The sequence below is a fragment of the Nocardia kruczakiae NBRC 101016 genome (assembly GCF_001612965.1).
Taxonomy (GTDB): domain Bacteria; phylum Actinomycetota; class Actinomycetes; order Mycobacteriales; family Mycobacteriaceae; genus Nocardia; species Nocardia kruczakiae.
Genome location: NZ_BDBL01000028.1, coordinates 113,218 through 127,959, shown reverse-complemented (window position 1 = coordinate 127,959; position 14,742 = coordinate 113,218). Strand labels below are relative to the sequence as shown.

Annotated in this window: 9 protein-coding genes; 7 read left to right on the top strand and 2 right to left on the bottom strand. The window is 69.2% G+C overall.

Annotation, left to right across the window (positions count from 1 at the left end):
- The coding region (locus tag NK1_RS20870) for an IniB N-terminal domain-containing protein (RefSeq protein WP_218023147.1) at positions 1-251 on the bottom strand (251 nt) is incomplete at its 3' end.
- Between the two features lie 433 nt (positions 252-684).
- On the opposite strand from NK1_RS20870, the gene NK1_RS20865 reads away from it, so the two are divergent.
- The 6 genes from NK1_RS20865 to NK1_RS20840 all read left to right on the top strand — a co-directional run bounded on the left by NK1_RS20865 (position 685) and on the right by NK1_RS20840 (position 10,068).
- On the top strand, positions 685-2,292 hold the full coding sequence (locus NK1_RS20865) for an Hsp70 family protein (protein WP_167354280.1): 1,608 nt from the start codon (positions 685-687) through the stop codon (positions 2,290-2,292).
- Positions 2,293-2,298: 6 nt separating this feature from the next.
- Complete coding sequence (locus NK1_RS20860) at positions 2,299-4,818, top strand: LuxR C-terminal-related transcriptional regulator (protein WP_245660707.1); 2,520 nt, start codon at positions 2,299-2,301, stop codon at positions 4,816-4,818.
- A gap of 36 nt (positions 4,819-4,854) precedes the next feature.
- Positions 4,855-5,973 carry a hypothetical protein gene (locus NK1_RS20855; protein ID WP_063011033.1) on the top strand — a complete coding sequence of 373 codons (1,119 nt, stop codon included), beginning with the start codon at positions 4,855-4,857 and terminating at the stop codon, positions 5,971-5,973.
- Positions 5,974-6,156: 183 nt separating this feature from the next.
- Entirely contained in the window at positions 6,157-7,548 is a 1,392-nt protein-coding gene (locus NK1_RS20850; RefSeq protein ID WP_084461291.1) for a S1 family peptidase, read from the top strand.
- A gap of 165 nt (positions 7,549-7,713) precedes the next feature.
- Positions 7,714-9,060: a S1 family peptidase gene (locus NK1_RS20845; protein WP_063011031.1), complete on the top strand. Its 1,347-nt coding sequence runs from the start codon at positions 7,714-7,716 to the stop codon at positions 9,058-9,060.
- Positions 9,061-9,186: 126 nt separating this feature from the next.
- The gene (locus tag NK1_RS20840; RefSeq protein ID WP_063011029.1) at positions 9,187-10,068 is read left to right on the top strand and encodes an NRDE family protein; all 882 of its coding nucleotides are present in this window, start codon (positions 9,187-9,189) and stop codon (positions 10,066-10,068) included.
- Positions 10,069-10,167: 99 nt separating this feature from the next.
- On the opposite strand, the gene NK1_RS20835 is transcribed toward NK1_RS20840, so the two are convergent.
- On the bottom strand, positions 10,168-10,926 hold the full coding sequence (locus tag NK1_RS20835; RefSeq protein ID WP_223273269.1) for a DUF8020 domain-containing protein: 759 nt from the start codon (positions 10,924-10,926) through the stop codon (positions 10,168-10,170).
- Between the two features lie 549 nt (positions 10,927-11,475).
- On the opposite strand from NK1_RS20835, the gene NK1_RS20830 reads away from it, so the two are divergent.
- Positions 11,476-14,733, top strand: coding sequence for a (Fe-S)-binding protein (locus tag NK1_RS20830; RefSeq protein WP_063011065.1), 3,258 nt, complete (start codon positions 11,476-11,478; stop codon positions 14,731-14,733).
- The last annotated feature ends 9 nt before the right edge of the window (positions 14,734-14,742 follow it).

Genomic DNA, 14,742 nt, shown 5'->3' with positions numbered 1-14,742 from the left:
CCGGCCGCCGCGCCGAGTCCACCGTTGGCGGCCGCCCCGCCCCCTGCCGCCACGATGGCGGCGAGCTGCGAGCCACCGGTGACCAGGGCGGATTCGGCGACCATCGGCGCCACGGCGGCGATATCTTCCGGCGTCACCGCCTCCAGCCCGGCCGCGCACAGCGACTCGGTCGGGTTGGTGCAGTAACCGACGGCGGCCTCGTGGTCGCGCAACAGGTTGAGGATGAATTCGAGAATGGCGTTGGGGGTCATCGCAGATCGTCTCCTGGATCGGCGGACCATCGTGTCGATCCGCAGCAGTCGAATTGCCTTTCACGCTAAGAAGCTCCGGCGTTACGCGAAACGGGGCGAATCCCCTGATTTCCGTATCGGCGCCGATGGGGGATTCGGGAGCATTAGGGGACTTTCCCCGAACCTTCCGGATCAGCGGTAACGACGGCCCCCCGGCAACCGACAGTGGGATAGATCGTGACGACCGTAAATATTCGTGACGACCGCAAATACCAACGACAGGGGTTCTCGAATGACACAGGGCCTGACGCTCGGCATCACGGTCGGGTCGTCGCGCACGGTTGCCGCGACCGGCTCCACTTCCGCGAGCGCCGACCCGGAAAATGTCTCTGTTCACATTCGTCGCCACCGTTTCGGATCGGCGCCCGAATTGTCGGAGAATCTATTGTCCCGCGTGGGCGATCCGGTCGACATTCTCCTGCCCGACGGCTCCTCGGTCGCTGCCGCCGATCTGGTCGCCGAAACGATCTCCCAGGTCGTCGCCGATTTCGATCCGGATTCCACGGTCGCGACGGTGCCGGCGTGGTGGCCGGCACACATCGTCGAGGCCCAGCGCCGCGCGCTCGACCGCGCCGGCGCCGAGACGGTGGTCCTGGTCTCCGAACCGCTCGCCGCGCTCCGCCGGCTCGAGGCGAGCACTCCCTTCCCCGCCGATACCCCGGTTGTGGTCTACGACTCCGGCGCGACCGGTACCACGGTCTCGGTGGTCGGTTCCGGTCCGCACTCGGGACTACTGGGCGAACCGGTTCGCTCCACCGAGGTCTCCGGCGCCGAATTCGATCTGCTGACGATGCGCTACGTGCTGGCAAATGCATTGGGAGAAACGGATTTCGATCCGTTCGACCCGGTTGTCGAACGCGAATTGTCGATACTGCGAAACCGTTGCGCCGATGCGAAACACCGGCTTTCGACCGATACCGCCACGGTGGTTCCGGTCCGCCTGGCCGGTATCGCGCGCGATGTACGCCTGGTCCGGGACGACGTGGAGGATCTGTTCCGCGGTCCGCTCACGGATTCGCTGAGTCTCGTCCATGAGGCGGTGCGGCGCGCGGGGGTGGGCATCGACCAGGTGGGCCGGATTCTGCTCACCGGTGGCGGCGCTTCGATCGGCCTGCTCACCGAGCTGATCTCCGGTGAGTTCGCGATCCCGATCGCCCCCGTCGCCGATCCCGGTTCGCTCAGCGCGCGGGGAGCGACCTTGCTGGCCGCGGACCTGTACACCGAATCTCGGCGCCATGCCGCAGCCTTGGCCGTACCCGATTTCGAACCCGATTTCGATGAGCCGCAACCGGTTTCCGACGATGCCACGACCACGGCCCTGCCGGCGCTCGGCGACCGGGCCACCGTGGAACCGCCGCCGGCCGATACCGCGCCATCCGGAACCAGCCGGTGGCGCCGCGTCGCCTTCATCGCCGGCGCCGCGATCGCCGTGGGCGCGGTCGCCACCGGCACCCTGGCCCTGGGCACCGCGGGAAGTCCCTCGAACTCGTCGCCCTCCCCCGCGGCGGCGACATCCGCGGCTCATGCGGCGTCGACCTCGGCCGGGGTCGCCCCGGCCGGCGCCACCGACCCCGCGCATCCGACGGCGGGGAGCCCGGTGACGGCCGCGAACCACACCGGCACGAACCACACCGGCACGCCCGCCGACAACTCCGCGGGGACCCCGGCCGCGGGCACCGCAGCGGCGAACTCGCCCGCTCCGAATTCCGCGGCGGCGAATGCGCCCGCACCCGAATCCGCCGCGGCGCCCGCGCCGAACGCGCCGGCACCGAATTCCCCGGCGCCCGATTCCCCCGCGCCCAACAGCCCCGCCCCGCAGGCGCCGCCACAGGTGCCGGTGCAGACTCCCTCGGCGCCGTCGGCTCCCTCCCAGCCCACGGTGCCGAGTTCTCCCGGCGGCTCACTGGGCAACGTCTTGAACAACGGGCTCGATCAGGCGGGTAACGCAGTCGACACGGCCGTGCAGCTCCCAGGCCAAGTGCTGCCCCACGAAGGCAACTGAGGATCGGTGACAGTGGTCGGCAACCTCACGGTCGCATTCGGCGCCATTCCGGGCGCGCGGGAGATTCTCCGGGAACTGGATTCCGGCTCGCCGGATCCGCTCGTCTACCTGATTCGGGGACGGTGCGGCACCGGGAAGTCCACGCTGCTCGCCGCCATTCGAAACAGATTGCGGCGCAGCGGCATCGGCTGCTTCGACGATGTGAGCGCGACGACCACGCCGCCGGACACCCGCGCCGCCGTGGTCGTCGACGACGCGCACACCCTGGACCAGTTGCAGCTGGAAAAGCTCTGCGCCGCCGTGGAATCGGATTCGCGCACGATCATCGTCGCGACCCGGCCGCAACCGCACGACACCGCCCTGCGCGCCCTGGCGGACGCGGTGTCGCGGCGCGGCCGGGTGGTCGAACTGCGCCCGCTGGGAACCGCCGATATCGCGCCGTTCGCCCGCGAACTGGGGATGACCGTGCCGCGCGCGGTCGCCGACCACATCCACCGGCACACCGGCGGCATCCCCGGTGGTGTGGTGGCGGCGCTCACGGCGGCCTGCGCCACCCGGCTCGAGGGCGGAATCGAGGCGGTCGATCAGGCCGTGACCTCTTGGGCGCGAACGCTTCTCGACGACACCGAGCCGCAGCTGCTCGAGGTCCTGACGGTCGCCACCACCGGCGCCGGCCTCGATCCGAGCGAGCTGGCCGAGGTGCTCGGCACCGACGAGGCGACGGCGGTCGGACTCGTCGACCGGGCCCGCGCCGGAGCCCTGATCACCGACGCCGACCTGTTGCTGAGTCCCGCCATCGAACCGCTGCGCACCCTGGTCGGCGAACGCCGGTTCGTCTCGATTCAGCGCCGCCTGCTCACCGCCCGTCTCGAGGCCGGGCTCCTGCGCGACCACACGGCCCTGCAGCTCGCCGAATCCGGGGTCCGCGACGAGCGACTTGCCGAATTCCTCCGCGCCGCGGCCGACAACGCGGCGGGCGGTGAGGCGAGTCGCTACTACACCGCCGCCGTGGCCAGTGGGTACGAGGCGCAGCGAATCGCCGTCCCCCGCGCCACCGCGGCCGTATTCGGCGGCGACGACGAATCCGCCTTGCGCTTGGCCGAACCCGTGCTCGCGCGCACCGACGCCGAACCCGCGGAACTGGCCGCCGCCGTGCGGATCTGCGCGAGCGTCCAGGCTCGCCGGGGGCTGATCGGCCGGGCCGTACAGCTGTATTCCTGGCTCGGCACCACCCGTACCGGCGCCGACTGGGCGACCGCCGCGGCGGTGTTCCACCTCGCCGGAGCGGTCGGCGACGCGCGGGCGGTGTCGGGTTCGGCGGCCCAGTGGCCGCCCACGGAAACCAACGCCCGCACCGGTCGGTTCGCGACCGCGCTGGCGCAGAGCATCACCGGCGAATCCCGCAGTGCCGCAACCTCGGCCGCGGCCGCCCTGATCCAGCTGGCCCGCACCGCGGCGCCGGAGGACCGCATGTTGCCGTGCGCTCCGGTCGCGCTGGCGACGCTGCTGTGCCTGAGTATGGGCGAGCCCCGCCGCGCCGCCGACGCTCTGCGCGGCACCGATCCGCACGATCCGCAGATCCGGGTGCTGACGGCCTGGACGGCGATGCTCGGTGGCGACGAACAGACCGCGGTGAAGACGGTCGCGGCCGTCGACACCACCGCCCTGCCACCGCGCGATCGCCTGCTCGCGCACGGCGTCCTGGTCGGACTGGCCCGCCGCGCGGGTGATCACGGCGTCCTGCTGCGCGCCTGGGAGGCCGCCTACCCGACCTTCGACGAGGTCGACGCCGACCTGCCCGCCCTGCTGCCGATCGGTGAACTGTGGCTGGCCGCCATCCGCCTCGGTGAACAGGAGCGGATAACCCGATTGGTGGAGGCGGCGCGAGATGTGTTGCGCAGCGCGGGAAATCCCCCCGCCTGGGCGAATGTGTTCCACTGGTACGAGATTCAGGCCGCGATCGCACACGAGCGCCCGGACGAACTGATGCCGCCCGCTCGACTGCTGAAAACGGCTGCGCAGGCGGGTGATCCGCATGCCGCGATCCTCGCCGACGCGGGCCGCACCTGGGTGCTGGTGCTGCGCGGTGAGGTCGCCGAGGATCGGGTGACGGCGGCGGTGCGACGCCTGGCCGCGATCGGCATGGTCTGGGATGCCGCCCGGCTGGCCAGTGAGGCGGCGTTGAGCGCCGGCGATCCGGCGACCGCGACCGCCCTGTTGAAACTGGCCCGCACGGTGCGGACCGGCTCCCGGCCCTCGGCCGCGCCCGAGCGTGCCCCGGCCGCCCCGCGCGCCGCGACGGCCCCCGAACCGGCGCCCGCCTCGGTCCTCAGTGAACGCGAGCGCGAAGTGGCCGAACTGGTCCTGCTGGGCCTGACCTATCGTGAAATCGGCGCTCGGCTGTACATCTCCGCGAAGACGGTGGAGCATCATGTCGCGCGGATCCGGCGTCGAATCGGAGCCGGGTCGCGCTCGGAGCTATTGTCGATGCTCCGCGCAATGGGACACGGTTCGTTACTCGTGTGATCGGCGCGCTCGAGACACCGAAGCGAGGTATTGAGGATGGCCACAGGGGTGGGCCTGCGGATCGCCGAGGACGAATGCGTCGCGGCGATCGTCACCAGCGGTGGCGAGACCGACGAGACGCCCGAACCCCTGTACATCGCGCGCGAGTCGGTGCTGCACATGTCCGACGACGGCGACACCGCGCTCGGCGGTGAGGCGCCACCCGGACATACCCACTCGATCACCGGATTCGTCCGCGCGGTCGGCGATCCCGCCGGTATCACCGTGGACGACGGGGAGGCCTACCGCGCCGAGGATCTGGTGGCGACCGCGATGTTCTGCCTGATCAACCTGGCCGCCGAACATCTGAACGGACCGGCCGAGTTCTACGCCACCCACCCCGGTGACTGGCCCGCCGAACATGTGCGCGGCTTGCGCGAGGCTCTCGACTACCTGGGTTTGCGCTCGGTGGTTCTGGTCAGCGAGGCCGACCTGCCCGCGGCCGGCGACAGCCGCGCGCCCGCACGCGATGCCGCCCGGGCGGCCCTGGCCGCCGTGCTCGCCACCCCGGCCGGAACGACTCCGCCCGATCCGGCCGGCGCCGAGAACGCGCTGGTGGTCACCGATGTGCTGCCCGCGGTGCAGGCCTCCGATGCCACCATGCAGGCCTATTCGGCGGCCGTGCCGGCTGTCGAACCCCCGCCGGCCCCAGTCACCCCCACCGTTGCCGTTCCGGCGGCAGAGGTGGTCCCACCGCCCGAACCGGTGCAGAAGCGTCGCCTGCCCCTGCTGATCGCCTCGGCGGCGGCCGTCGTGGGCCTGGTCGTCGGCGGGATCGCCGTAGCGCTGATGTATCGCGACAGCAGCCCGACGGAGGTGCCCGCATCCGATGTCTCCGGGCAGGCCGACGCCCGCACCCAGCCGGTGACCACCACGATCCAGCCCCCGCCTCCGCCGCCACCGGCCACCACGGTCGAGCAGCAGCCGCAGGAGTATCCCGAAACCACCACCGAGACCACACCTGCGCCTCCGCCGCCGCCGACCGTCACCCCGACCACGGCGCCGCCCAGCTTGCCCACGACCACGTCCAGACGGCCGACGACCACACCGCGGACCACCACGACCGCCCCCGGGGGCCTGCCCGAGTTACCGCTGCCGGGCTTCCAAGTGCAGTAGTCCGCCAACTCCGTGATGATTTCGTAGCGAAACTCACGCCGTTGTGCCCTAAAGTGATGCGCTGACCGGTCGTACCGGACTTTGCACCGGGCGGACGGTCTGCTTGATGGTCGAGGGCTGTTGCCACCCAATGGTTTACCGCCCACTGGTGGCCGGCACGTATGTGCCTGACGAAGGGACTCCATGCGCAAGTTGGCGGCGCGTCGCGCCACGATCGGACGCGCCTCGGTGGCACGCGCGTCGATGAAAACTGCTGCTGTCGCCCTCGCTTCGACCCTTCTGCTCGGCCCGTGGATCGCCACATCGCCCGCGCTCGCCGATCCGGCGCCCGACCGGTCGGCGGCCGACCAGCTGCCGCCGGAACTGGTGCAGGCCATCGGCCGCGATCTGAAGATGTCGCCCGCGGAGTATCTGGACCGCGCCGCCCGCGCGCAGCAGTTGCGCGACTACGCCCGCGACTTCCGATCCTCACACCCGCAGGCCTTCGCCGGTGCCTGGCTCGGCGCCGACGGTAAGCCGGTGATGGCGGTGACCTCGCTCGACGCCGCGCGCATCGCCAATTCCGCCGGATATCAGACTCGCCTGGCACCGATTTCGGCCGACAACTTGGAGAGCTCACTCGACCAGCTCGTCAAGTGGATCGGCGGGCTGCCGCGGGAACTGTCGGCCGGAATCAATTCGGTCGCCATCGATTTCCTGAACAGCCAGCTGGTGCTGAGCGTCGCGAACACCCCGGCCGGTCACCTGCTGAACCTTCCGACGCTGATCGCCAACGTCAAGGTCGTGCTCTCGCCCGAGGGCGGCGGCCCGGTCGAGCACCGCCCGATGGCCGGTGACACCTACATCAGCGCACCCACCTCCCTCGACGATTCCGCGCTGAAGTCGGTGGACGTCTGTTCCTTCGGCTTCAACAGCATCGACGCCGCCGGGAACGCGCTGAACATCAGTGCCGGACACTGTGATCCGAATGTGGGCAAGGGCGACTCCGAGGCCGGGGTCTACCTGCCGAACCTGCGCAACCTGAAGGCCAGCCCGCAATTCGGCACCTTCGTGAAGGCGCAGCTGGGCGGCAGTACCGGACTGGACTACTCGGTGATCAAGCTCAACGAGCGCGCGATCACCGCCGGCATGGACCAGCCCTCGGTGCGCGGCGCCAACGGCACCACCCTCACCCTGACCGGAATCGCCGAGCCGATCACCGGCGCCCCGATCTGCAAGTCGGGCCAATCGTCCACCTTCACCTGCGGATTCGTGGTCGCCGACCGGGTCGAGACGGCATTGTTCACCGCCGAGGGCGAATCCAAGACGGTGCGCGGCTTCGCCAGCTCGGCGTGCACCCTCGGTGGCGACAGCGGCGGCGCGATCGTCTCGGGCACCCTCGCCCTGGGCATCACCAGCGGTTCCAACGCCGCCGACGCACCCGATTGCAAGGCCGCCAACATGGATCTGGCGCAGTACGGCGGCACCGCCACGCTGGGCATCCCGATCCGGCAGATCCTCAGCGATATCGACGCCAATTCCGGTGGCGGACTGGGCGCCGGCATCACCGTGCGTACTCGCCCGAACGTGGGCTGACGATCCTTCCATCGCGCCGAGGGGCACGTTCGCAGGCCGAACGTGCCCCTCGGCGCGATCCGGGCCGGGTGAACAGCGGGTATCGATTTCCGGTATGCCGGGTGTGAGGACGGCCGAAGTCCGCGACAAGTAGGCATAGCCGCGCAAACCCCATATAGTCGCCTCATGCTCCTGCCACGCATCCGACTTTCGTCCGCCGCGGGACGTGCCCCGCGCCCCCGCCTCCGCAGCGCGGCCGTCGCCGCCTCGGCGGCGGTTCTGGTTCTCGGGCCGCTCGCGGCGACCTCTTCGGCGGATCCCGCGCCCGCCCCGGCGCCCGCCCTGCCCGCGGAACTGGCGGCGGCGGTACAGCGCGACCTGAAGATCTCGCCGGAGGAGTATCTGCACCGCGCCGATGTGGCACAGCACGTGGCGGCGTTCGCGGCGACCGCGCAGCGTCAGTTCCCGCAGGCGTTCGCGGGCGCGTGGCTCGACGACGCCGGTAAGGCCGTGGTGGCGCTGGCTCCGGGCCAGGGCCTCGACGACGCGAAGAAGGCCGCTCAGGACGCCGGATTCGGCGTGAGGGACGTGGCCAAGAGCCAGACCGTGCTGCGCGGCGAGAAGAACGCCTTCCAGCAATGGCTCTCGGGCCAGCCCGAGGCTGTCGCTCAGGCCGTGCGCGGTGTCGTGATCGACACCGTCAACAACAGCATCGCGGTGCGCGTGGACAAGGCCGGCGTGCCGATGCCGGGCTTCGTCGACCCGGCGCACGTGATCGTGATGGCCGCTCCCCCGGTCGGCCCGCCGGAGTCGGACCCGCAGGTGAAGCCGGTTGCCGGTGAGCAGCCCAACGCGCCCCGCGCGGGTGGCGACTCCTACGCGTCGGTGGCCGGCAAGATGCAGCTGGTCTGCTCCACCGGATTCAACGGCGAGGACCGCAACGGCAACCCGGTGAACATCACTGCCGGACACTGCGATCCGAACATCCCGGCCGCCGGTACCGCGAACGCGCCGGGCATGTTCGAACTGCTGCCGGGCAACCACATCGGCGCCCAGCTGGGCTCGTTCCAGAAGTCGATCCTGGGCAACCAGGACTACTCGATCGTCTCGATCGACGCCGGCAGCCGGGATCGCTTCGCCAACAACCTCGTTCGGGTGCCGGGTGCCGCGCCGATCGCGATCACCGGTGTGGCCGACCCCGTCGTCGGCGCCCCGGTCTGCAAGTCGGGTTCGCGCACCGGCTTCAGCTGTGGCGTGGTGAACGCGGTGGATCAGACCGTCCAGGTCGGTGACCGCGATCTGACCCAGTCGTTCTCGGCGAACATCTGTGCGCTGCCGGGTGATTCGGGCGGCCCGATCGTCACCGGCACCCTGGCCCTGGGCATCTCCAGCGCCTCCTCGGTGGCCGACTACCCGATCTGCGAGATCCCGAACCTGATCGGCGCCCTGACCGGTGATGCGCCGCAGCTGTTCGCACAGCCGGTGAACCAGGTGCTGTCCGACAACCCGGGCCTGCGGATTCGCACCAACTGAGCGCTTCGAGCATCGTCGAGGGCCCGGCAGAAATGCCGGGCCTTCGTCGTCTCCGCGGAAGCTTGCGAGGCCTCCCCCGGCTGCCGTCCCGGTCTCGTATTCACCCGGCTGGTGCATGCTGGAGTTATGTGTCTGGTGTTGATCGGGTGGCGCGCGCATCCGGAGTATCGGCTGATCGTGGCGGCCAATCGGGACGAGTTCTACACGCGCCCAGCCGAATCGATGCGGTGGTGGCCGGAGCGGCCGAATCTGCTGGCCGGACGTGATCTCGGCGCCCCGAACGGCGTGCCGGGCACCTGGCTGGGAATCGTCCCCGAGGCCGGTCGTTTCGCGACCGTCACCAATGTGCGTGGGCCGGCCGAGAAGCGCACCGATGCCCGCTCCCGCGGCGCTCTGCTGATGGATTATCTGACCGGCTCCGGGGCACCGGAGAAGTTCGTTCGCGCCGCTGCGGCCGATCTGGACGACTACAACGGTTACAACCTGATCGTCTCCGATCTGGAGACGCTGTGGTGGCACAGCAATCGCAGCGAGGCCACTCCGCTGGCCCTCCCGCCCGGAGTGCACGGGTTGTCCAATGCCGCACTGCTCGGCTCGGCCACCCCCGGCTCCGAACGGCCGACGGGCATCGCGGATCGTCACACCGCCGAAAGCGTGGGCGACGTGCGTACCGACACCGGTGCCACGGCGTGGCCGAAGGTGCGCGACGGCGTGCGCGCGCTGGGCGCGGTGGTCGGTTCGCCGGCGGTGGAGGACTACTTCGACGTCTTGGCCGACCGCACCATCGCATCCGATGCCGAACTACCGCACACCGGATTGTCGCCGGAGCAGGAACGCTCGGTATCGGCCCGCTTCGTCGCCAACGACTGGCACGGAACCCGCTGCAGCACAGTGCTTCTGGTGCGCGAGGACGGGCGGTTCGAGATCGCCGAACGGTCCTTCGCGGAATTCGGCAAGCCGCTCGGCGAGGTGAGTTACACGGGTCGGCTGCGGATGCGCGCGGCCTGACCGCCGTAACGACAAGCCCAACGACAACGGCCCGCCTTCCGCGAGGAAGACGGGCCGTACACGTCCCGGAGCCGGCTGATCACCGGCTCCGTGCGCGAATTACTTGGCCTGCTGCGGCTGACCGCTGGCGGCCGCCATGGCCGCGTCCGACCACTGGGTGCTGCCGTCGGCAGCCTGCATGGTGTTGACCAGCTCGACGCCCGCGGCGACGAGAGCAGGACCGCCCACGGCGACGGTGCCCACGATGCCGCCGACGCCCGCGCCGGTGACCAGACCCGGGATGCAGCCCGCGACGATCGTGACGACACAGCCGATCACGGCGCCGATGGCGGTGCCGACGAAGCCACCGATCGCGGTCGCCAGACCGAACTTGGTGGCGAAGTCGCTCATCGCGCGCTGGTTCTCGATCGGCGAGGCGACGTCCTTGGCGACCAGAACCGGCTTATCGGCCTGGATCGGCGTCTGCTGGTCGGCCTTGGTGTCCGCGACCGCGGCCACGGGGGCGGCGGCAACGGGCTTGGTCAGGTCGACATTGCCCGGCTTGTCCGGCGTCAGCTCGAGCACCGTGCCGTTGTCCTTGAGCACCGGCTTGATCGGAATCTGAACGCCCGCGATCCGGTAGTCGATCGGCATCTCCAGGGCGACATTGCCGGCCTGATCCTTGATGTCGACGACCTGCTGCTTCTGATCAGGAGTCGCGCCGTGCTTCTCCACAAGCTCGAACGTGCCGTTCTTGAGCTTGGTCACGACCGTCTTGTCGACCAGTTTGGTGGAGTAGTCGATCCCCGGCTTGGCGTCTGCGGCCGGAGCCGGGGCTGGTGCAGGGTCGGCGTTGGCAGTTCCCAACGCCACGGTCATTGCGCCGATGACCATAGCGGCGACCGCAGTACCTCTGCGGAGCTTCATTCGGTTTCCAATCCGTCATCAGGGTTTGCCGCACGCAACTTCTCCGCGAGAGCCCACGCATCCGTCAGGTCATCAACCCCGACTTCAAACCTGACGGACCTCCCCGAGCAGTGTGAAGGTGCACACAGCAAGCAGGACGAGGTGAGCTTAGTCGAATACACCGACCGAAAGCGAGAATTGTTATGTGCCCTAACAATTAAGGACCGATTCGCCAACTGTTCGTCTTTGCGGCGAGTAAGCCTGACCTGGCTCGAACACCGGATTTGCCGGGATTTACCGTGTCAGACGACCGCGACCACGCCAAAACCGCAGGCCAACACGTGAGAACGGTCACACCCTGAGTACGGTTGGACCCCACAACCTGGGATAGACCACTCGTGCATCATACGATGGACAGATAAGTTACCGGCGGGTAACTTACTGCCCGTTACGATACGAGCAACCAACGGCGACCCCAGCCCGGTCGCCGGAATGCTCGTGGAACCGAAGGAAGGTCGCGACATGAATGCCCTGACAGTGACGCTGGGCACGATTGGAGCGCTGCTCAGCCTGGTGGCTTGGGCCGCGTTCATCAGCGGCGCGTGGAAGATCATCAGCGCGATCCGGGTCGGCCAGCCCGCGCCAGATCGCTGGCGGCCGTTCTTCCCGCGCTTCAAGCAGATGCTGGTCGAGTTCATCGCGCATACGCGCATGAACAAATTCCGGACCGTCGGCTGGGCACACTGGCTGGTGATGATCGGCTTTCTCGCCGGCATGCAGTTCTGGTTCGAGGCCTACGGTCAGACCTTCAAGCCGACCTTCGCCTGGCCACTCATCGGCAATACCTGGTGGTTCCACCTGGGCGACGAGCTTCTCGGCATCGCGACCGTCGTGGGCATCGTGGCGCTGATCATCATTCGCCAGCTCAATCACCCCCGCGTGCCGCAGCGGCTCTCGCGGTTCAGCGGCTCCAAGTTCGCGCCGGCCTATGTCATCGAGGCCATCGTGTTCATGGAGGGCTTCGGCATGGTCATGGTGAAGGCCGGTGTGCTTGCCCTGGAGGGTGAGCACCACTGGACCGACTTCCTCACCGGGCCGATCTCCGAACTGTTGCCCGCCAACGTGACGATGGTGTCGATCTTCGCGTTCATCAAGCTGATGTCGGGTATGGCGTTCCTCTACTACGTCGGTCGCAACATCACCTGGGGTGTGGCGTGGCACCGGTTCGCCGCCTTCTTCAACATCTACTTCAAGCGCGAGGACGACGGCGGCGTCGCCCTGGGTGCGGCCAAGCCGATGATGTCCAAGGGCCGCGCCCTGGATATGGAGAACGTCGACCCCGATACCGACACCCTGGGCGCCGGCCGCATCGAGGACTTCTCCTGGAAGGGCTGGCTGGACTTCACCACCTGCACCGAATGTGGTCGCTGCCAGAGCCAGTGCCCGGCCTGGAACACCGGTAAGCCGCTCTCGCCGAAGCTGCTGATCATGTCCCTGCGCGACCACGGTGCTGCCAAGGCTCCGTACCTGCTCGCCGGTGGCCGCAAGGATATGGGCGGCGACGAGGTCGGCCTGGTCGACGCCGAGGGCAAGCCGAACGAGGCCGCGCTGGCGAAGATCTCCGAGGCGGCCAAGGCCGAGGCCGAGCGTCCGCTGGTCGGCGGCGAGGATGTCAACGGCATCATCGACCCCGAGGTGCTGTGGTCCTGCACCACCTGCGGCGCGTGTGTCGAGCAGTGCCCGGTGGATATCGAGCACGTCGACCACATCATCGACATGCGTCGCTACCAGGTTCTGATCGAATCGGAATTCCCCTCCGAGCTGGCCGGCCTGTTCAAGAACCTCGAGAACAAGGGCAACCCCTGGGGCCAGAATGCCAAGGATCGCCTGAACTGGATGTCGGAGCTGGACTTCGATATTCCGGTATTCGGTCAGGACGCCGAAAGTTTCGACGGGTACGAATATCTGTTCTGGGTCGGCTGTGCCGGTGCCTACGAGGACCGCGCCAAGAAGACCACCAAGGCCGTCGCGGAACTGCTCGCCACCGCCGGCGTGAAATTCATGGTGCTGGGCGCGGAGGAAACCTGCACCGGTGACTCGGCTCGCCGCGCGGGTAACGAATTCCTGTTCCAGCAGCTGGCGATGCAGAACATCGAAACGCTGAATTCCGTCTTCGAGGGTGTGGAGCCGTCGAAGAAGAAGATCGTCGTCACCTGTGCGCACTGCTTCAACGCGCTCAACAACGAATACCCGCAGGTGGGTGGCACCTACGAGGTCGTGCACCACACCCAGCTGCTGAACCGGCTGGTGCGGCAGCGCAAGCTCGTCCAGGTGAAGCCGGTGTCGGAGAAGGTCACCTACCACGACCCCTGCTACCTGGGCCGGCACAACAAGATCTACAACGCGCCGCGTGAGCTGATGGCCGCCTCGGGCGCGAAGGTCACCGAGATGCCGCGCCACGGCGAGCGGTCCATGTGCTGTGGCGCCGGTGGTGCCCGCATGTGGATGGAGGAACAGCTCGGTAAGCGAGTCAACCTCGACCGGACCGACGAGGCGCTGGCCACCCTGGACGGCGGCAACTCGCCGTCGCTGATCGCCACCGGCTGCCCCTTCTGCCGCGTGATGCTCACCGACGGTGTGACCGCGCGCAAGGATTCCGGCGAGGTCGGCCAGGGCGTCGAGGTCGTGGATGTCGCGCAGCTGATGCTGCAGTCGATCGACCGGGTCGAGCCGGCGGCGCTGTCGGAGAACCTGAAGGTGATCCAGCAGCCGAAGGCTCCCGAGCCGGTCGCCGAGACGGCGGCACCGGCCGCCGAAGCGGCAGCGGCACCGACGGCCGAGCCCGAGGCCGAGGCCCCCGCCGAGCAGGCCGCGCCGGCCGCCGGTAAGGGTCTGGCGATGAAGGGTGGCGGTAAGGCACCCGGCGGCAAGGGCCTCGCCATGAAGGGTGCCGCGAAAGCACCGGGCGCCAAGGCGACTCCGGAGCCGGAGGCCGCCGAGGCGAGCGCGGAAGCACCCGCGGAGGCCCCGGCCGCCAAGCCGGGCGGTCTGGCCATGAAGGGCGCCGCCAAGGCACCCGGCGGCAAGGGTCTGGCCATGAAGGGCGCGGCGAAAGCACCGGGCGCGAAGGCGACTCCGAAGCCCGCCGAAGCCCCGGCGGCCGAGGCGTCCGCTGCCGAAGCTCCGGCGGGCGAGAGCACCGAGGCGCCGGCGGCCCCGACCGCCAAGCCCGGCGGTCTGGCCATGAAGGGCGCCGCCAAGGCACCCGGCGGCAAGGGTCTGGCCATGAAGGGCAAGGCCAAGGCTCCGGGCGCCAAGCCGGCGAGCGAGGCCCCGGCCGAAGCGAAGGCCGAGGCTGCCGAGGCGCCCGCCGCCGAGGCCGCGCCTGCGGAGGCTCCTGCGGAAACCGCCACATCCACCGGTCCCACCGAGACCAAACCGACGGTGGCGCCGAAGGGTCTGGCGATGAAGTCCGGCTTCAAGCGTCCCGGCCCCAAGGCCCCGAGTGCCGCCAAGCCCGCCGCTTCCGAATCCGCACCGGCGGCAACGGAATCCGGTAACGGTGCGGCACCGGCCGAAGCGGACGCCGCGAGCACCGAGACGACCGGCACGGAAGCCACGGCCTCCGAGTCGGCACCCGCAGCGGAGTCGACTACCCCATCGGAGTCGACTACCGCATCGGAGCCCACCGGCAACGGTGAGGTCGAGCCCCCGACCGCCAAGCCGGGTGGCCTGGGCTTCAAGTCCGGAGCGAAGGCGCCGGGCAGCCGCAAGAAGTAAGTTCGCCAC